Origin of the sequence: Sphingomonas melonis, assembly GCF_013409985.1 — a bacterium.
In the GTDB taxonomy this organism is placed as follows: domain Bacteria; phylum Pseudomonadota; class Alphaproteobacteria; order Sphingomonadales; family Sphingomonadaceae; genus Sphingomonas; species Sphingomonas melonis_A.
Genome location: NZ_JACCBY010000002.1, coordinates 278,072 through 296,227 on the forward strand (window position 1 = coordinate 278,072; position 18,156 = coordinate 296,227).

Annotated in this window: 17 protein-coding genes; 12 read left to right on the forward strand and 5 right to left on the reverse strand. The window is 70.1% G+C overall.

The annotated features are described in order from the left end of the window. Positions 1-33 precede the first annotated feature (33 nt). From HD841_RS07925 to HD841_RS07940, 4 genes are read left to right on the forward strand one after another with little or no spacing between them, the layout of a single operon-like run. Positions 34-1,218, forward strand: coding sequence for an AAA family ATPase (locus HD841_RS07925; RefSeq protein WP_218845463.1), 1,185 nt, complete (start codon positions 34-36; stop codon positions 1,216-1,218). Between the two features lie 45 nt (positions 1,219-1,263). Continuing rightward, on the forward strand, positions 1,264-2,652 hold the full coding sequence (locus HD841_RS07930; RefSeq protein WP_179508353.1) for a serine hydrolase domain-containing protein: 1,389 nt from the start codon (positions 1,264-1,266) through the stop codon (positions 2,650-2,652). A gap of 1 nt (position 2,653) precedes the next feature. After that, positions 2,654-4,039, forward strand: coding sequence for a leucyl aminopeptidase family protein (locus tag HD841_RS07935; RefSeq protein WP_179508354.1), 1,386 nt, complete (start codon positions 2,654-2,656; stop codon positions 4,037-4,039). Further along, a complete protein-coding gene (locus HD841_RS07940; protein ID WP_179508355.1) occupies positions 4,036-4,545 on the forward strand; it encodes a DUF2867 domain-containing protein in 510 nt (169 codons plus the stop codon). Before HD841_RS07935 ends, HD841_RS07940 begins: the two co-directional genes overlap by 4 nt. Positions 4,546-4,551: 6 nt before the next feature. Here the strand turns inward: HD841_RS07940 and HD841_RS07945 are convergent, their stop codons facing one another. Together HD841_RS07945 and tpiA are read right to left on the reverse strand one after the other, a co-directional pair. Next, a complete protein-coding gene (locus HD841_RS07945) occupies positions 4,552-5,316 on the reverse strand; it encodes an energy transducer TonB (protein ID WP_257015354.1) in 765 nt (254 codons plus the stop codon). A 49-nt stretch (positions 5,317-5,365) separates the two neighbouring features. Then, positions 5,366-6,112: a triose-phosphate isomerase gene (gene tpiA / locus HD841_RS07950; RefSeq protein ID WP_179508356.1), complete on the reverse strand. Its 747-nt coding sequence runs from the start codon at positions 6,110-6,112 to the stop codon at positions 5,366-5,368. A gap of 110 nt (positions 6,113-6,222) precedes the next feature. Between tpiA and HD841_RS07955 the strand changes: the two genes are divergently transcribed. Together HD841_RS07955 and trpE are read left to right on the forward strand one after the other, a co-directional pair. Continuing rightward, complete coding sequence (locus HD841_RS07955) at positions 6,223-8,184, forward strand: peptidylprolyl isomerase (protein WP_179508357.1); 1,962 nt, start codon at positions 6,223-6,225, stop codon at positions 8,182-8,184. Positions 8,185-8,197: 13 nt separating this feature from the next. Beyond that, entirely contained in the window at positions 8,198-9,688 is a 1,491-nt protein-coding gene (gene trpE / locus HD841_RS07960; protein WP_257015355.1) for an anthranilate synthase component I, read from the forward strand. 39 nt (positions 9,689-9,727) lie between these two features. On the opposite strand, the gene HD841_RS07965 is transcribed toward trpE, so the two are convergent. Beyond that, positions 9,728-10,150, reverse strand: coding sequence for a hypothetical protein (locus HD841_RS07965; RefSeq protein WP_179508359.1), 423 nt, complete (start codon positions 10,148-10,150; stop codon positions 9,728-9,730). A 152-nt stretch (positions 10,151-10,302) separates the two neighbouring features. Between HD841_RS07965 and HD841_RS07970 the strand changes: the two genes are divergently transcribed. From HD841_RS07970 to lexA, 6 genes are read left to right on the forward strand one after another with little or no spacing between them, the layout of a single operon-like run. Beyond that, positions 10,303-10,887 carry an anthranilate synthase component II gene (locus HD841_RS07970; RefSeq protein WP_179508360.1) on the forward strand — a complete coding sequence of 195 codons (585 nt, stop codon included), beginning with the start codon at positions 10,303-10,305 and terminating at the stop codon, positions 10,885-10,887. After that, positions 10,884-11,879, forward strand: a complete 996-nt coding sequence (gene trpD, locus HD841_RS07975) for an anthranilate phosphoribosyltransferase (RefSeq protein ID WP_179508361.1) — start codon at positions 10,884-10,886, stop codon at positions 11,877-11,879. The genes HD841_RS07970 and trpD overlap by 4 nt, the downstream gene beginning before the upstream one ends. After that, entirely contained in the window at positions 11,876-12,652 is a 777-nt protein-coding gene (gene trpC / locus HD841_RS07980; protein ID WP_179508362.1) for an indole-3-glycerol phosphate synthase TrpC, read from the forward strand. Before trpD ends, trpC begins: the two co-directional genes overlap by 4 nt. After that, on the forward strand, positions 12,649-13,116 hold the full coding sequence (moaC, locus tag HD841_RS07985; RefSeq protein ID WP_179508363.1) for a cyclic pyranopterin monophosphate synthase MoaC: 468 nt from the start codon (positions 12,649-12,651) through the stop codon (positions 13,114-13,116). Before trpC ends, moaC begins: the two co-directional genes overlap by 4 nt. 4 nt (positions 13,117-13,120) lie before the next feature. Beyond that, the gene (locus HD841_RS07990; protein WP_179508364.1) at positions 13,121-14,302 is read left to right on the forward strand and encodes a molybdopterin molybdotransferase MoeA; all 1,182 of its coding nucleotides are present in this window, start codon (positions 13,121-13,123) and stop codon (positions 14,300-14,302) included. Between the two features lie 58 nt (positions 14,303-14,360). Next, the gene (lexA, locus tag HD841_RS07995) at positions 14,361-15,044 is read left to right on the forward strand and encodes a transcriptional repressor LexA (protein ID WP_179508365.1); all 684 of its coding nucleotides are present in this window, start codon (positions 14,361-14,363) and stop codon (positions 15,042-15,044) included. Here the strand turns inward: lexA and bla are convergent. Then, positions 15,035-15,907, reverse strand: a complete 873-nt coding sequence (gene bla / locus HD841_RS08000; RefSeq protein WP_179508366.1) for a subclass B3 metallo-beta-lactamase — start codon at positions 15,905-15,907, stop codon at positions 15,035-15,037. The two genes, lexA and bla, sit on opposite strands and share 10 nt — an antisense overlap. Positions 15,908-16,042: 135 nt before the next feature. After that, positions 16,043-18,139 carry a ComEC/Rec2 family competence protein gene (locus HD841_RS08005; protein ID WP_179508367.1) on the reverse strand — a complete coding sequence of 699 codons (2,097 nt, stop codon included), beginning with the start codon at positions 18,137-18,139 and terminating at the stop codon, positions 16,043-16,045. Positions 18,140-18,156 lie beyond the last annotated feature (17 nt).

Here is an 18,156-nt window from a genome sequence, read left to right on the forward strand (position 1 = left end):
GACGGGCCACGACCGCCCGCGCAGGATATGCGGATGGCACGGGAGCGGGAGCGATCGGCGATGATGACGCGGCTGGCGGTGAGCGGCTATCGCTCGATCCGCGACCTGACGCTGGCGCTCGGGCCGCTCAACATCGTCACCGGCGCCAACGGTTCGGGCAAGTCGAGTCTCTATCGCTCGCTCCGCCTGCTCGCAGAGGTTGCACAGGGCCGGCTGATCGCTTCGCTGGCGCGCGACGGTGGCCTGCCCTCGGTGCTCTGGGCCGGGCCGGAGACGATCAGCCGCGATATGCGCGCCGGCCGCGTCCCCGTTCAGGCCACGGTGCGGAAGGGGCCGGTCAGCCTCAGGCTCGGCTTCGCCGGACCCGATTTCGGCTATGCGATCGACCTCGGCCCGCCGCCGCCCGACTATGGATTCGTCGGCGATCCGGAGATCAAGGTGGAGGCGATGTGGACCGGAGAGCTGCTCCGCCGCAGTGCAGTCTTCGCCGAACGGCGGGGTCGCATCGTCAACCTCCGCGCGACCGACACCGGCGAATGGCGGCGCAGCCCGCTCGAGGTCGGCCGCTTCGACTCGATGGTGTCGCATGCCGCCGATCCGGTCAACGGGCTCGAATTGCTGCTGATGCGCGAACGGATGCGCGACTGGCGCTTTTATGACGCGTTGCGCACCGATCAAGACGCGCCGGCCCGGCGTCCGCAGGTAAAGACCTACACGCCGGTCATGGCGGCCGACGGTGCGGACCTGCTCGCGGCGATCGCGACGATCCGGCGGTTCGGCGATGGCGCCGCGCTGGCGCATGCGATCGACGACGCCTTTCCCGGCTCGACGATCACGATGACCGAAGCGGGCAGCGGTCATGCGACGCTGGCGATGGAACAGCCCGGGATGCTCCGTCCGCTGGGTGCCGCCGAACTCTCTGACGGCACGCTGCGCTATATCCTGCTCGTCGCGGCGTTGTTGTCGCCGCAGCCGCCCGAGCTGATGGTGCTTAACGAGCCCGAGGCCAATCTCCACCCCGCGCTGCTCCCCGCACTCGCCCGCCTGCTCCGCGCTGCCGCGAAGACCTGCCAGATCATCGTCGTCTCGCACAGCCAGCCGCTCGTCGATGCGCTGCGCGAGGGCGACGGGGTCCACGAGATCGCGCTGGAAAAGGACATGGGCGAAACCCGCACGGCCGGGCAGGTCGCACCAAAGTGGGAATGGCCCAAACGGTGACGATTTCACTATCGTGACGGCCGACCGATATGGCAGCTAGGCACGATGCTGTTCCGACCCTTCGCCGTCGCGCTGGCACTCGCCGCCAGCCCCCTCGCCGCCCAGACGCTCACTCCCGCCGAACAGACCGCCGTCGACAAGGTCGTCGCCGACGCGCTCGCCACCACCGGCACGCCCTCGGCACAGATCGCGATCGTCCGCGGCGGGCGGATCGTGCTGGTCAAGGCCTATGGCAAGCAATCCGACAAGGACGCGGCACGAGCCGATTCACCCTATCAGATCGCCTCGATCTCCAAGCAGTTCACCGCCGCCGCGCTGCTGCTGCTCGAGGACGACGGCAAGCTGTCGATGGACGATACAGTCGCCAAATGGCTGCCGGGGATCAGCGGCGGCGACAGGATCACCATCCGCCAGCTGCTGAGCCACACCGCCGGACTGCAGGATTACTGGCCGCAGGATTACAGCTTCCAGGCGATGGAGACGCCGACCACGCCGCAGGCGATCGTCGATCGCTGGGCGAAGAAGCCGCTCGATTTCACGCCCGGCACCCAATGGCAATATTCGAACACCGGCTATGTCGTCGCCGGCCTGATCGCCGAGAAGGCCGCCGGCGAGCCGCTGATGACCTTGCTCGAACGGCGCATCTTCACACCGCTCGGCATCAAGGCGATCGATCAGGACAAGGCGATCGGCGGGCGCTTCCCGACCGGCTACCACCGCAATGCGCTGGGACCGGTGCGCCCCGCGCCGCCGCCCGCCGATGGCTGGCTGTTCGCCGCGGGCGAATTGTCGATGAGCGCCGGCGACCTCGCCAAATGGGACGTGGCGCGGCTCAACCGCAGCCTGCTCCCCGCCGACGATTGGGCAGCGCAGGAGAAGCCGGTGCTGCTCGCCGACGGCAGCACAACCAATTACGGCCTCGGCGTCAGCCTCGGCAAGCGCGCCGGCCAGCCCTATGTCGAGCATAGTGGCGAGGCGGTCGGCTTTCTTTCCGAAAACATCGTCTATCCCGAGCAGAAGGCGGCAATCGTCGTGCTCACCAATGCCGACTTCGGCAATGCCTTCACCAGCATCGCGCAGGGGCTCGCCAAGATCGTCCTCCCCGCCGATGCCGATGCGGTCGAGGCGGCGAAGACCAAGGCGGCGCGCGCGATGTTCGATTCGCTCCGCAACGGCACGCTCGACCGGCGGCTGCTCACCGCCAATGCGGCCTATTATTTCACACCGCAGGTGATCGACGACTATCGCACCAGCCTGTCCGCGCTCGGCGAGCCGACGGCGTTCGAGAAGACGGGGCAGACGCAGCTGCGCGGCGGTTTCGTCCAGCGCCGCTACACCGTGACCTATCCCGACCGGAAGCTCTCGGTCGGCACCTTCGCCGAACCCGATGGCGCGCAGCGCTACGAGCAGTTCCTCGTGAGCCCGGTGAACTGACATGCCCGACACGTTGCTCCAGCCGGACCGCGGCCAGCCTGCCCGCGCGATCGCCCTCATCACGCCCGACGGTTACGAGCCATGGCTGACCGCGCAGCCGCAGCGCGTCCGTGCGGCGCTCGCGGCACAGCGCTTCACCGGCAAGCCCGGCGGCCACGCCATCTACGCCGACGACGACGTGCAGGCGGTCGCCATCGCCGCGACGCCCGACGTGTGGACGCTGGCGAAGCTCGCCGAATCGCTGCCCGCCGGCACCTATCGCGTCGCCGGGGCGATCGGCCCGGCCGCGCTCGGCTGGCTGCTCGGTCAGTATCGCTTCGATCGCTACCGCAAGTCGGACGACGCCGGCGCGCGCATCCTGCTGACCCAGGACGTCGTCGGCATCGACGAGACGCTGCGCCTCGCCGGGGCGACCGGCTGGGTGCGCGATCTCGTCAACACGGGTGCCAGCGACTGCGGCCCCGCCGAGCTGGAAGCCGCTGCCGAACAGCTCGTCCAGCGCTACGGCGCCACCATCGCCGTCACCCGCGGCGACGCGCTCGCCACCGGCTATCCGCTGATCCACGCGGTCGGCCAGGCCGCGGTGAAGGAACGGGCGCCGCGCCTGATCGAGGTCGAATGGGGCGATCCGGCACATCCGCGCATCGCGCTGGTCGGCAAGGGCGTGGTGTTCGACACCGGCGGCCTCGACATCAAGCCGTCGGCAGGCATGCGGCTGATGAAGAAGGACATGGGCGGCGCCGCGCACGCGCTGGCGCTCGCCGGTCTGATCATGGCGGCGCGCCTGCCGGTCCGCCTGCACCTGCTGATCCCGGCGGTGGAGAATGCCATCGCGGGCAACGCCTTCCGCCCCGGCGACGTGCTGCGCAGCCGGCTCGGCCCGACGGTCGAGAACACCAACACCGATGCGGAGGGCCGGCTGATCCTCGCCGATGCGCTCGCCCGCGCCGGCGAAGCGAAACCCGACCTCATCCTCGATTTCGCGACCCTGACCGGGGCGGCGCGCGTTGCGCTCGGCCCGGACCTGCCGCCGCTGTTCACCGACGACGAATCGCTTGCCGCGGACCTGCTCGCCGCCGGCACCGCGCTCGACGACCCGCTGTGGCGGCTGCCGCTGTGGGACGGCTATGACGAGATGCTCAAGTCAGACATCGCCGATCTGGTCAACGCCCCCGACGGCGGCTTTGCCGGCGCGATCACCGCGGCGCTGTTCCTCCGCCGCTTCGTACCGAAGGACATTGCCTGGGCGCATATGGACGTCTTCGCCTGGCGTCCCGCGGCCAAGCCGGGCCGTCCGAAAGGCGGCGACGCCTATGCCCTGCGCGCCTGCTATGCGGTGCTGAAGCAACGTTATGGCGCCGCACCGACGGGGCAGCGGGTACCGTGACCGTGATCCGCCGCGCTCCGCCGCGGCACAGCGGCATGGCGGACTGGTATGAGCGCGCCGACCTGCTCGACTGCTATGCCGCAGCGCTTCCCGCCGGGCATGACGCATCGGTTCGGGAGATCGCACAGGCGATCCTCGGCCAGCCGTCATGGTGGTTCCGATCGCTGCTGATGATCCGCGACAGGGTGGCACGCGGCATCGGCGTACACACCACCGACGAGGTCCGGCGATCGATCGCCGAGGACGACCGGATCAACTTCTTCCCGATCCAATCCATGACGGGCGATGAGATCATCCTCGGGGCGGACGACAGCCATCTCGACTTCCGCCTCTCGATATTGGTCGAGCGCCCGACTTCTGGTCCTCATCAGGTACTCGCCACCACGGCGGTCCACTGCCACAATCACACTGGGCGGCTCTATCTTGCCGCCATCTCCCCCTTTCATCACCTTGTGGTGCGATCGAGCCTACGGCGGGCGGTCGCCCGAGGTTTTTCGCCCCAATAAGGTGCGTCAGCGATCGATCGTCGGTGGGTCGATGTCCCATTGCTGGTCGCGCAACACCGTCGAGCGCACCGGCCGCCCCGCCGCATCGCGCCAGGGGTCGTAGCGGAAGCGCTTCTCGATCGCGGCACAGGTCACCTGATCCATCAGCGCGTTGCCGCTCGACCGGGCGACCGTGCAGCCGGTGACGCGGCCGTTGGTCTCGACGCGATAGCGCACCCCGACGACGCCGCGGAACCCCGTGTCCAGAATCGATTCGGGGATGTCAGAACCCTTGATCCGGCCGCTGACCAGCCGCGGCACCCGCTCCATGCCGCTGCCGTCGCCGTCACCATCACCGCCGGCGCCATGGCCATTGCCGATCCCGCCCGCTCCGGTTCCCGGCCCGGCACGGTCCGACGCCCCCGATGTCGCCTGCACGCCGGCATCCGGCAGCGGCGCGACGATGGCCGGCATTGGCGGTGGCGGGATCTGGACGATCGGCACCGGTGCGGTGACCTCGGTCGCCTTCGACCGGAGGTTGGGCGGCGAGGCCTTGCCGCTCGGCCGGTTGACCTTCTTGGGCGGCGGCACGATCCGTTCGGGCGGCGGCGGCTCCGGCGCGACGGTAAACGTCTCGAGCGACTCCGCCACCACGCTGCCGCCGCCGCGAAACGCGAGCCCGAGCAGCAGCGCATAGCCGAGTGCCGCCACGATCACCGCGGTCAGCACCGCGGCGCCGAGGCGCTCGCGAAGGGGAGCAGGAGCGATCACCATCACGAGATGATGACGCAACGCGCCTTTCGCAACGCTGACCGGAAGCACGGTCGGGCGGCAGCGGCGCCTACAGCCCCGCCGCCGCCTCGATGATCGGCACGAACTTCGCCGCGGTCAGGCTCGCTCCGCCGACCAGGGCGCCATCGACATTGTCGCAGGCGAGGATCGTCGCGGCATTGTCGCCGGTCACCGATCCGCCATAGAGGATGCGCACGGTGTCCGCCGCATCGCCGATCAGCGTCCGCAGCTTCGCCCGCGCGATCGCATGGATCGCCGCGATCTGCTCCAGCGTCGGGGTGCGCCCGGTGCCGATCGCCCAGCGCGGCTCATAGGCCAGCGTGAACCAGCTGCCATCGGCATTGTCGGGCACCGACTTCTCGATTTGTGCCTGCACCACCCGCTCGGCGCGATCGGCGTCGCGCTCCGCCTCGGTCTCGCCGCAGCAGGAGATCACGTGCAGCCCCTGCCGCCGCGCCGCCGCCGCCTTGGCCCAGGCGTCGTGGCTGGTCTCGCCCTGATCCATCCGCCGTTCGCTGTGGCCGACGATGGTGAAGCGCGCGCCGGCCTCCGCGACCATCGCCGCGGAGACGCAGCCGGTGTGCGCGCCGCTGTCGGCCTCGTGCACGTCCTCCGCGCCGATCAGCAAGCCCGGAGCCCGTTCGGCTGCCGGCGTGATCAGCGTGAACGGGACCGCGACCATGACGTCGACGTTGGGCGCCTTCGCCGCCGCCGCCGCGATGCCGTCGAGTTCGGCGAGCGCGGCACGCGATCCGTTCATCTTCCAATTGCCCGCCACCAGCTTGCGCCGCGTCATCCGACCTCCTGTTTTACATGTTCAACAAACACTGCCCGCCCGCGCGCTTGATGGCAAGCCGCTGCGCCCCTAAAGACCCTCACACTTCACGAGGGACGATCGGCCTTTTCATGCTCAGCTTCTTCCGCCGGATCATCAATTCCAAGGCCGGCGTCGTCGTCACCTTCATCATCCTCGGGGTGATCGCACTCGCCTTTGCGGCCGGTGACATCACCGGGCTGGCCGGCAACGGCACCAGCCTCTCGGGCAACGCGGTCGCCACCGTCGACGGCCAGAAGGTCACCGCCGCCGAGCTGCGCAGCCGTGTGCAGACCGAGCTGCAGGCCGCCGCGCAGGAGGCGGCGCGCCAGCAGCAGCCGGCCCCGACGATGCAGCAGCTGATCGATCAGGGCGGATTGCAGGGCACGCTCGACCGGACGATCAACGGTCTGGCCCTCGAAGCCTTCGGCCATGGCCAGCATATGGTGGTCAGCAAGCGCTCGGTGGACGGCGTGATCGCCAGCATCCCCGGCCTGCGCGGCCCCAATGGCCAGTTCGATCCGGCACGCTACCAGCAGCTGCTCGCCGACCAGAAGCTGACCGATGCGCAGGTCCGCGCCGATATCGCCCGCGACATCATCGCGCAGCAGCTGATGCTGCCGACGCAGGGGGCGACCCAGGTGCCGATGAAGGTGGCGCTGCCCTATGCGTCGCTGATGCTCGAAAAGCGCTCGGGTCAGGTCGCCTTCGTCCCGGCCAAGGCGGTCGATAGCGGCCCGGCGCCGACCGATGCCGAGCAGCAGGCCTTCTATCGTCGCAACATCCAGCGCTACACCGTGCCGGAACGGCGGGTCGTCCGCTATGCGGTGATCACGCCCGATCAGGTCAAGGCGCGCGCCGTCCCGACCGATGCGGAGGTCGCCGCCGCATACAATCAGCAGCGCAGCCGCTTCGCCGCCGCGGAGAAGCGCGACATCAGCCAGGTCGTCGTCGCGGATCAGGCCGGCGCCAATGCCCTTGCCGCCAAGGTGAAGGGCGGCGCCTCGATCGCCGATGCCGCCCGCGCCGCCGGGCTGGAACCCGCGGTGCAGACCGGCGTCACCAAGCCCGCTTATGCCGCGGCGAGCAGCGCCGGCATCGCCGACGCCGCCTTTGCCGCCCCGCGTGGCGGCGTGGTCGGTCCGATCCGCGGCCCGCTCGGCTGGGTCGTCGCGCGCGTCGACAAGGTCGAACAGGTTCCCGGCAAGACGCTGGACCAGGCGAAGCCCGAACTCGTCGCCGAACTCTCGAAGCGCAAGCTGCAACAGGCGCTCGCCGACGTGCACGATTCGCTCGACTCGGCGCTCGGCAAGAACGCGACCTTCGACGAGGCCGTCGCCGACCAAAAGCTCAGCGCGCAGACCACGCCGCCGCTGCTCGCCAATGGCACCAACCCCGATGCGCCGGCGGCACAGCCCGATCCTGCGATCGCGCCGATCGTCTCCGCCGCCTTCCAGATGAGCGAAGGCGACCCGGCGCAGCTGGTGCCGGTCGGCCAGGACGGCGGCTTCGCGCTCGTCGCGATCGGCCGGGTCGTCCATGCCGCGCCGCGCCCGCTGGAGCAGGTGAAGGCGCAGGTCGTCGCCGACGTCACTGCCGAGCGCGCGCGTACCGCCGCACGCAAGCTCGCCACAGATATCCTCGCCAGGGTCAACAAGGGGACGCCGCTGGCGCAGGCGATGGCCGCCTCGGGCCGCCCGCTGCCGCCGGTGCAGACCGCCAGCGCGAGCCGTGCGCAGCTCGCCGCAGCCCAAGGCAACGTCCAGCCGCCGCTCGCGCTGCTGTTCTCGATGGCCAAGGGCAATGCCAAGCTGCTCGAGGCGCCGAACAATGCCGGCTGGCTGATCGTCAAGCTCGACACGATCGTCCCCGGCAATGCCGCCGGCACCCCCGCGGCAGTCGCCGGCGCCCGCGGCAGCATCGCCCGCCTCGTCGGCCGTGAATATGCCGAGCAGTTTGCGCGCGCGGTGCGCAACGCGGTCGGCGTCAAGACCGATGCCGCGGCGCTTGCCCGGGTCCGCGCCGATCTCCTCGGCAATGGCGGCGGCAACTAAGGTGAGCGCGCCGATGGCTGCGGTCGATGCGCTTGCTGCCGGTCGCCCGGCGTTCGTCTGGCGGCGGCAGGTCGCCGACACCGAGACGCCGGTCGCCGCCGCGCTCAAGCTGATCGAGCCGGGCCGCGGCGACTATCTGCTCGAGTCGGTCGAGGGCGGCGCGACCCGCGGGCGACACAGCCTGATCGGCCTCGCGCCAGACCTCGTCTTCCGCGCACACGGCGACGCTGCCGAGATCAACCGGCAATGGGCGACCGACCGCGCCGCCTTCCAGCCCGCGGGCGCACCGACGCTGGCAGCGCTGCGCACGCTGGTCGCGGAATGCCAGGGCGAGGTGCCCCCCGAATTGCCCAAGGCGCTCGCCTGTCTCGTCGGCTATTTCGGCTATGAGACGATCCGGCTGGTCGAACGGCTCGACGCGCCCGCGGCCGATCCGCTCGGCCTGCCCGACATGCTGTTCGTGCGGCCGACGGTGATCTGCGTCTTCGACCGGCTCGCCGACGCGCTCTATCTCGTCGCCCCGGTCTGGCCGGATGCCGCACGATCACCGGCAGCGCTGGTCGCGGCGGCCGAGGAGCGGCTCGACGCGGTCGCCGCCCGCCTCGCCGGCACGCCGCTGCCGCCCCCGGTCCGCGCGGCGGACGACGACCTTGCCTACACGCCGGCGATCGCGCCGGAAGATTATGGCCGGATGGTCAAGCGCGCGCAGGACTATATCGCCGCCGGTGACATCTTTCAGGTGGTGCTGGCGCAGCGCTTCTCCACGCCGTTCACGCTGCCGCCGTTCGAACTCTACCGCAGCCTGCGGCGGGTCAATCCCTCGCCCTTCCTCTACCATCTCGATCTGCCCGGCTTCGCGCTGATCGGGTCGAGCCCGGAAATCCTCGTGCGGGTGCGCGACGGCGAGGTGACGATCCGCCCGATCGCCGGCACCCGCCCGCGCGGCAAGACCGCCGCCGAGGATGAGGTGAACCGCGACAGCCTGCTCGCCGATCCCAAGGAGCGCGCCGAGCATCTGATGCTGCTCGATCTCGGCCGCAACGATGTCGGCCGCTCGTCGGCGCCGGGTTCGGTGCGGGTGACGGCCAGCTACGGCATCGAATTGTACAGCCATGTCATGCACATCGTCTCGAACGTCGTTGGCGTGCTGTCGCCTGCTGCCGATGCGATCGACGCGCTGCTGGCCGGCTTCCCCGCCGGTACCGTCAGCGGCGCGCCCAAGGTGCGCGCCTGCGAGATCATCGCCGAGCTGGAGCCGGAGCGGCGTGGCGCCTATGCCGGCGGCGTCGGCTATTTCTCGCCCGACGGCTCGATGGACAGCTGTATCGTGCTGCGCACCGCCGTGGTGAAGGACGGCATGATCCACGCCCAGGCCGGCGCCGGCATCGTCGCGGACAGCGACCCCGCGTCCGAACAGCGCGAGTGCGAGGCGAAGGCCGGTGCAATCCTCGCTGCCGCCCGCGACGCGGTCAGCCGCGCCGCAGAGAGTGGCTTCGGCCAGTAAGCGCCACCGCGCCGGCGCGCGGCGGGCTTTGCTCAGGGATCAGGGAACCGCGGCGTCGGCATCCTGCTTGGCGCGGCGCTCGGCCGCCCACTGGCGGTTGGTGGCAAGCGCGCAGCCGCTCTGCCCGCCGCTGCCGACCGGCGAACAGGTGTCCGGCAGGCCGCCGGCGGCGCGTCCCACCTGGTCCATCGTCGCGGCGCGGTTGCCCCATGCCTGGTTCTTGGCCGGGATCGGGCCGCTGTCGCGGAACTGCTTGGGAATGCGATAGGGCTGATCGAGCGTCGAGCAGACGACGATCTCGTCCTCGGTGCTCTGCGGACATTTCTGACCGACACCCAGCGTCACGGCACGGACGCGCTGCGGCGGCTTGCCCGACCCTGCCGTATCCGCGACCGGCGCGCTTTGCGCACCGGCGATCGCCGGCAGGGCGATCAGGGCGGCCATCATGAATGGGCGGAACATGGCATGCGTCTCCTTTGCGGTCTTCAACGTGCAGGCGACGCAGTTTCTCCCGGCGCACGACACGCGTTGGCTATAGCGCGCGGCAGATTGCTACAGGATTGCCGGGACGCAACAGGCGTTGCACCGGCGCGGGCATCGGCTATGGCGGCGCGATGATCTTGGTCGTCGACAATTACGACAGCTTCACCTGGAACCTCGTCCACTATCTCATGGAGCTGGGCAGCGAGGTCGAGGTGGTGCGCAACGATGCCATCTCCGCCGGACAGGCGCTGTCCTCGGGTGCCGAGGCCTTCCTGATCTCGCCCGGCCCGTGCACGCCGACCGAGGCGGGCGTGAGCCTCGACCTCGTCGCCGCCGCCGCCGATGCCGGCCGGCCGCTGCTCGGTGTGTGCCTCGGCCATCAGGCGATCGGCCAGCATTTCGGTGGCCGGGTGGAGCGTGGCGGGCTGATGCATGGCAAGACCTCGCCGGTGGCGCACGACGGCAGCGGCCTGTTCGAGGGCCTGCCCTCGCCGTTCACCGCGACCCGCTACCACAGCCTGATCGTCAACGACGTACCCGCGCCGCTGGTCGTCAACGCGCGAGCCGACGACGGCAACGTGATGGGCTTCCGCCACGCGACGCTGCCGATCCACGGCGTCCAGTTCCATCCCGAAAGCATCGCCACCGAACACGGCCATGCGATGCTTGCCAATTTCCTGCGGATCGCCGGCATCACGGTGAAGGCGCCGGCGTGACCGTAATCACGCTCCTGCCCGATCCCGCGACACCTTTGTCGCGCGAGAGCGCGGCGCAGGCCTTCGCCGACATCCTCGACGCGCGCGTCTCGGAAGAGGCGATCGCGGCATTCCTGATCGCGCTGTCCGATCGCGGCGAGACCAGCATCGAGATCGCCGAGGCCGCCCGCGCGCTGCGTGCCCGCCTCATCCCGATCGCCGCGCCCGCCGGCGCAATCGACGTCTGCGGCACCGGTGGCGACGGCCATCACACGCTCAACGTCTCGACCGCGGTGGCGTTGGTCGTCGCCGCCTGCGGCGTGCCGGTCGCCAAGCATGGCAACCGCGCCGCCTCGTCCAAGGCAGGCGCCGCCGACACGCTGGAGGCGATCGGCCTCGACATGAATGTCGCGGGCGCCACCGCGGAGGGCAGCCTCGCCGAACTCGGCATCGCCTTCCTCTTCGCCGCCAACCATCATCCGGCGATGGCGCGGATCACGCCGATCCGGCGCCGCATCGGCAAGCGCACCATCTTCAATCTGATGGGGCCGCTCGCCAATCCGGCGCATGTGTCGCACCAGCTGATCGGCATCGCCCGGCCCGATTATGCCGGCCTCTATGCCGAGGCGCTCGAACAGCTCGGCACCGCAAGGGCGGCGGTGATCTCCGGCGAGGAAGGGCTCGACGAACTCTCCACCGCCGGGCCGAGCATCGCGGTGAATGTCGGCAGCGCGACGCTGCCACGCACGATCACGCCGGAAGCCGCCGGCCTGCCGCGGCATCCGCTCGCCGCGATCCGCGGTGGCGACCCCGCCTACAATGCCGCCGCCTTGCGACGCCTGCTCGCCGGCGAGACCGGTGCCTATCGCGACGCGGTGCTGCTCAACGCCGCCGCCGCGCTGGTCGTCGCCGGTCACAGCTCCCATCTCACCGCCGGCGCGCAAGCCGCCGCGGCCGCGCTCGACGACGGCCGTGCGGGCGCGCTGCTCGACCGCTGGATCGCCTACCGATGACCATTCTCTCCCGTATCATCGAAACCAAACGCGCCGAGGTGGCCGCGCGCAAGGCGACGACCAGCGTCGCCGATCTCGACGCGCGTATCGCCGCGGTGACGAAGCCGCGCGGGTTCCGGGCGGCGCTCGACGCCAAACCCGGCCATGCCCTCATCGCCGAGATCAAGAAGGCGAGCCCGTCGAAGGGGCTGATCCGCGCCGACTTCGATCCGCCGGCGCATGCCCGTGCCTATCAGGCGGGCGGTGCAGCCTGTCTGTCGGTGCTGACCGACGAACAATGGTTTCAGGGATCGGACGACTATCTGATCACCGCGCGCGCTGCTTGCGACCTGCCGGTGATCCGCAAGGACTTCATGGTCGATCCCTGGCAGGCGACCGAAAGCCGCTCGATCGGCGCAGACGCGATCCTCATCATCGTCGCCGCGCTCGACGACAATCAGATGGCGGAGATCGAGGCATCGGCGCTCGATTGCGGCATGGATGTGCTGGTCGAGGTGCATGACGCGCACGAATTCGATCGCGCGCTGAAGCTGAAGTCGCGCCTGATCGGCGTCAACAATCGCGATCTGCGCGATTTCTCCGTGGATTTCGCCCGCACGTACGAACTGGTCGACAAGGCGCCTCCGGGCTGCACCTTCGTCGCCGAAAGCGGCCTGGAAACACGCGCCGACCTCGATGCGATGGCCGAGCATGGCGTCCGCTGCTTCCTGATCGGCGAGGCGCTGATGCGTGCCGACGACGTCGAGTCCGCGACGCGCGCGATGGTCGGATGAGCGGCCTGACCCACCTCGATGCCGACGGCGCGGCGCATATGGTCGACGTCGGCAGCAAGGACGTGACCAGCCGTCACGCCGTCGCGACGGGCCATATCGCGGTCGCGGCCGATGCACTCGCCGCGATCCGCGACGGTGCGGCGAAGAAGGGCGACGTGCTCGCCGTCGCGCGGGTTGCCGGCATCATGGCGGCGAAGAAGACCGCCGAGCTGATCCCGCTCTGCCACCCCCTGCCGCTCACCCGCGTCACGCTCGACCTCGTTCTGGACGAGACCGGCGTCACCGCCACCGCGCTCGCCGCGACCGACGGCAAGACCGGCGTTGAGATGGAGGCGCTCACCGCCGTCTCCGTCGCACTGCTGACGATCTACGACATGGCCAAGGCGATGGACCGCGCCATGACCATTTCGGGCATCCGCCTGCTCGAAAAGGCTGGCGGCAAGTCCGGCGACTGGCGCGCCTGACGCCGTGGCGCTGCTGCCCATCACCGAGGCGCAGGTCCGCCTGTTCGCGTCTGCCACACCCGTCGCCGCCGAGACGGTGCCGCTGTCCCAGGCGCATGGCCGTTGGGCAGCCGCCGACGTCGTCGCGCGGCGGACGCAACCGGCTACCGATCTCTCGGCGATGGACGGCTATGCCATCCGCTTTGCCGACCTGCCCGGACCGTGGGCATTAATTGGCGAGAGCGCCGCCGGTCGCCCCTTCACCGGCGAAGTGCAACCGGGCGAGACGGTGCGCATCTTCACCGGCGCAGCGATGCCGGCGGGCACGGACACGGTGATCATCCAGGAGGAAGTCGCCGCCGATGGCGCGTCGATCCGGCTGACCGGCGAGGGCCCACCGACGCACGGCCGCAACACGCGCCGTCGCGGCCTCGACTTCAGCGCCGGCGACCGGCTGATAGCACAGGGCGAGCGGCTGACCCCGGCACGGATCGCCGTCGCGGCAACCGGCGGGGTTGCGAGCATCACGGTCCACCGCCGCGTACGCGTCGCGATCTGTGCGACCGGTGACGAGCTCGTCGAACCGGGCAGCACCGGCGATGCCGGCGCCCTGCCCGAATCGAACCGCGCGATGCTCGCCGCGATGCTCGCCGACCTGCCGATCGATCTGATCGACCTTGGCATCCTGCCCGACGATCTCGACACGCTACGCGACGCCTTCGGCCGCGTCGAAGCCGATCTGCTCGTCACGACGGGCGGTGCCTCGGTGGGCGACCATGATCTCGTCCGCCCGGCCATCGCCGCGGCAGGCGGCACGATCGACTTTTGGCGGATCGCGTTGCGGCCCGGCAAGCCGATGATGGCCGGTCGGATCGACGATACCCTACTGCTCGGGCTGCCCGGCAATCCGGTGTCCGCGTTCGTGACGGCGATCCTGTTCGTCAAACCACTCGTCGCGCATCTCGCCGGCGCCGCCGAGCCGCTGCCCCGCACGACGCTCACCATTCTCGGCGAGGATCTGCCCGCGAACGGCCCGCGCACGGACTATCTCCGCGCCGAGATCCGCAACGGTCGCGCCTATGCCTCGACGATCCAGGACAGTTCGATGCTGCTGACACTGGCGCGGTCGCATTGTCTGATCGTGCGTCCGATCGACGCACCGCCGGCCCGCGCCGGCGACTCGGCAGAAATCCTCGTCATCGCTTGACGGGCGCCATCCTGTTCCCTAGAAGTTCCGCGTCTGTTCTGACGGGGAAGGACCGCCCATGCTCACGCGCAAGCAGCACGAGCTCGTTTGTTTCATCAATGATCGGCTGGAAGAAACCGGCATCTCCCCCTCGTTCGAGGAGATGAAGGAGGCGCTCGATCTGAAATCGAAATCGGGCGTCCACCGCCTGATCAGCGCGCTCGAGGAACGGCATTTCATCCGCCGTCTGCCGAACCGGGCCCGCGCGCTCGAAGTGCTGCGGATGCCGGAACGGTCCGAGCGCAAGCCTGCGCCCGCCGCGCCCGCTCCCGCGCCGAGCAAGGCGAGCAACGTCCGCGCCGCGGCGGCTCCTGCGAACGACGTCGTCGAGATTCCGCTGCACGGCCGGATCGCCGCGGGTGTTCCGATCGAGGCCTTCGAAGGCAGCTCGACGCTTGCAGTGCCCGCCGCACTGCTCGGCTCGGGCGAACATTATGCGCTCGAAGTGTCGGGCGACTCGATGGTCGAAGCGGGTATTCTCGACGGCGATTATGCGCTGATCCGCCGCACCGAAGTCGCGCGTGACGGCGAGATCGTCGTTGCGCTGATCGACGACAGCGAGGCAACGCTGAAATATTTCCGGCGGGAGGGCGCGATGGTCCGGCTGGATCCGGCCAACCGCGCCTATGAGCCGCAGCGCTACGTGCCGTCGCACGTTCGCGTCCAGGGCAAATTGTCGGGTATCCTGCGCCGCTACGACTGAGGCGTACGGCGCTGTCGGGCGAGTTCCTCTTCGAACGCGCGACGGGCGGCGCCGACGTAGCGCGGCAGTTCACCCGGATCGACGAAGGCAAGACGATTGCCCGCCGCAAGGCTGCGCCTTTTGGCCGGCAAATCGAACTGCTCGGCATGATAGCTTAGCATTACATCGGCGTGCATCGTCGCAAGGCGCCGGAACGTCGATCGGAATTCTGCCACCGCCTTGGTTTCGCGCGGTGGAGTGCCGCGGACGAGCGGGCGACCGGCGACGCTGAGGCTCGACAGAAACAGGATTGTCATCGGCCTGCCTTTGTCCTGCGTGCGGAGCGTCCAGCTCGTTGCGCCATCGGTATGGCCGGGGGTGAGATGGGCGGTCAGGATCGTCCGGCCAACGCGGATCGTGCCGCCCTCGCCGATCGTGCGGGCGGGGCGGATCGGCGGGAAGCGATCGAGATCCTCGCGCCCGATCGTCCGGCCCGCGACAAGATCGGCTCGATCGCCGGCGCTGGACACCAGCGGTGCACCGGTTGCGGCCTGGAGTGCAGCGAGCCCGCCGGCATGATCGACATGGCTGTGATTGTTGAGAAGATAGCGAACATCACGCAGGCGGAAGCCGAGCCGACGGATGTTGGCCGCGATCTGCGGCGCGCTCTCCGGCAGGCCACCGTCGATCAGCACCAGCCCGGCCGGATCGGCGATCAGGAACGCCGAGAGGCCCGCGGTCCCGACGTAATAGACGTTGCCGATGATCCGGAACGGTGCGCTTGGCGCATTCCACAGCCGCCGCTGGGCCGCATCCTGTGCGCCCACGGGAGCGGCCAGCGACAGGGCGGCCAACGCGGTCGCAAGAGTGCGGAAGAGGGACATGGGCGTTCCGATCATGATGGCGCACCGTACCGCGACCGTGCGAACGACTCCAGCCGGGCGGTGCACCCCGGGATCAGTCTTTCCGTTGCCCGCCCGTGCCATACACGCCCTCGCCGCCGCGGCCGCGAAGCGCGATCATCCGCGTCTAAGGGGCGAAGGCGGCTTGACCCGTGCCGCCATCCGCCACGGGTGCGCATCCCCGTCGCGTCTCACGGTGATTACCCGCCCCGTCCCGAACGTGATCGCCACGCCGCCGGTTCGGCGCAGGATCGGCGCGTCGAGCTTCAACCAGCGCGGTCGACAGGCACGCGGCAGCCGTCGCTCACTGACCACGACATCGGCGCGCGCGCATGCCACGGCCAGTTCAGCCCGATCCAGCCGGTACAAACTGCGTGTCGCCAGCACACGCCAGCGCCGCCCATGTATCTCGAGGTCGACCGCGCACGCGTCGCGCGTACACCGCGCGCCCGCCTGCTCGGCGAGCAGCAAAGCGGCGTCCGCGCCGCCGTTTTCGGCCAGCATGTCGCGGGTATGATCGCCGGCGCGATCGCGCAGCAGGGCCAGCCCGCCGGCGACCCGGACCGCCATATGACGGCCGTCCCCCGTGACCAGCATGTCGGGTGGGGGCGTCAGCCACGCCCACCCTGCCCCGATGGCCAGCGGCAGTAACCCCAATCGTCGCCAGCGTGTCCGCCACAGCGCCAGCCACAGGCCGCCCGCCACCATCGATGCGAACGCGGCCGCAGGCATCGAGGGCAATGCGAGCGACGATCCCGGCGCTGCCGCGACGCCATGGGCGATGGCGAGCAACAGCCGCAGCGCCAGGTCGGTCGCCCACCAGACGGGCCCGCCCCAGCCGAACGCATCGAGCAGCAGCGCCGCCGCCTCCAATGGCATTACCACGAAGGTCGTCAGCGGGATGGCGACGATGTTGGCTGCCGCGCCGTACAGGCCGGCCTTGTGGAAATGGTAGACCGCGATCGGCATCAGGGCTGCCTCGACGACCAGTCCGGTGAGCAGCAGCGACGCCAGCCCCCGCAGCATGCCCGCCATCCGCGCTTCGTCGCGCGGCGCGAACCACGCCTCGACGCGGGGGTGTTCGTGCAACGCGACGATCGCTGCGATCGCGGTGAACGACAATTGGAAGCTCGCCCCCGTCAACGCGTCCGGCCAGGCGACCAGCACCGCCATCGCACCCGCCGCGACCAGCCGTAGCGTCACCGCCTCGCGCCCGAGCACCAGCGCGCCAAGCACGAGCAGCGACGCGACGCACGAGCGGATCGTCGGCACCTGACTGCCGGTGAGCCAGGTATAGCCGATTGCGGCCGCCGCGCCCGCCGCCGCCGCGACCAACGGCAGGCGCACCCGTATCGCCAGCCACGGCGACAAGGCGAGCAGCCGCATCACCAGCAGCATCGTCGCACCGACCGCGGCGGTGATGTGCAGCCCGCTGACCGACAACAGATGCGCAAGCCCGGCGCGGCGCATCGCGTCCGAATCGCTGCTGGTGATCGCCCCTTCATCCCCGGTGGCGAGCGCCGCAGCGATCCCGCCGCGGCTCCCCTCCAGCCGCGCGGTGATATGGTCCGTTAGTCGTGCGCGAAGGCCACCGCCTGCCGGCGCCGGGTGGATCACCGCCACCGGCGCGAACCCGCGCCCCGTCGCCCCGATGCCGGCAAACCACGCCACCCGCGCGAAGTCATAGGCGCCCGGCACCGGGGCATCGGGCGGCGGCATCAGCCGCGCGCGCAGCTGTAGCACGGCACCGGCGCCTGTGCCGCGCGGCACGTCGGCGACCGCAAGATTGATCCGCAACCGCGGCGGCAACCCCAGCCCCGCCCCCGTCCGGATCGTCAGCCGTACCAGCCCGCGCGCCACCAGCGGCTCGGCCTGCTCCACCTGTCCGCGGACCAGCGCGACGACCGGCCGCGCCAGCACCGGCGCGGCAACGCGCTCCGCCCGCCACCAGGTCAGCGCCAAGCCACCGGCAAGCGCCACCGCCCCCAGTGCAACCGCCCGCGTCGCGCGCCCGCCACCAGACACCCCACCCGCGGCGAGCGCCACCGCCGCGCATAGCCACAAGACCGCTATCCAGCCCCGCGGATCGGGGAGCACGAACCAGGCGGTGATCCCGCCGCCGAACGCCACCGGCAGCCACAGCACCAGCTGATCACGCTCGGCGTCCAGCCATTCTTCGATACCAATGCGCAACCGATCCAGGGCTCGCGGCATTTGAAGGGGCTGGAACC

Coding starts and splice junctions, on each gene's coding strand:
- HD841_RS07925 (WP_218845463.1), top strand. CDS start 34: ATGGCACGGGAGCGGGAGCGATCGGCGATGATGACGCGGCTGGCGGTG.
- HD841_RS07930 (WP_179508353.1), top strand. CDS start 1,264: ATGCTGTTCCGACCCTTCGCCGTCGCGCTGGCACTCGCCGCCAGCCCC.
- HD841_RS07935 (WP_179508354.1), top strand. CDS start 2,654: ATGCCCGACACGTTGCTCCAGCCGGACCGCGGCCAGCCTGCCCGCGCG.
- tpiA (WP_179508356.1), bottom strand. CDS start 6,112: ATGACGCGGCGCAAGCTGGTGGCGGGCAATTGGAAGATGAACGGATCG.
- HD841_RS07955 (WP_179508357.1), top strand. CDS start 6,223: ATGCTCAGCTTCTTCCGCCGGATCATCAATTCCAAGGCCGGCGTCGTC.
- trpE (WP_257015355.1), top strand. CDS start 8,198: ATGGCTGCGGTCGATGCGCTTGCTGCCGGTCGCCCGGCGTTCGTCTGG.
- HD841_RS07965 (WP_179508359.1), bottom strand. CDS start 10,150: ATGTTCCGCCCATTCATGATGGCCGCCCTGATCGCCCTGCCGGCGATC.
- HD841_RS07970 (WP_179508360.1), top strand. CDS start 10,303: ATGATCTTGGTCGTCGACAATTACGACAGCTTCACCTGGAACCTCGTC.
- trpC (WP_179508362.1), top strand. CDS start 11,876: ATGACCATTCTCTCCCGTATCATCGAAACCAAACGCGCCGAGGTGGCC.
- moaC (WP_179508363.1), top strand. CDS start 12,649: ATGAGCGGCCTGACCCACCTCGATGCCGACGGCGCGGCGCATATGGTC.
- lexA (WP_179508365.1), top strand. CDS start 14,361: ATGCTCACGCGCAAGCAGCACGAGCTCGTTTGTTTCATCAATGATCGG.
- bla (WP_179508366.1), bottom strand. CDS start 15,907: ATGTCCCTCTTCCGCACTCTTGCGACCGCGTTGGCCGCCCTGTCGCTG.
- HD841_RS08005 (WP_179508367.1), bottom strand. CDS start 18,139: ATGCCGCGAGCCCTGGATCGGTTGCGCATTGGTATCGAAGAATGGCTG.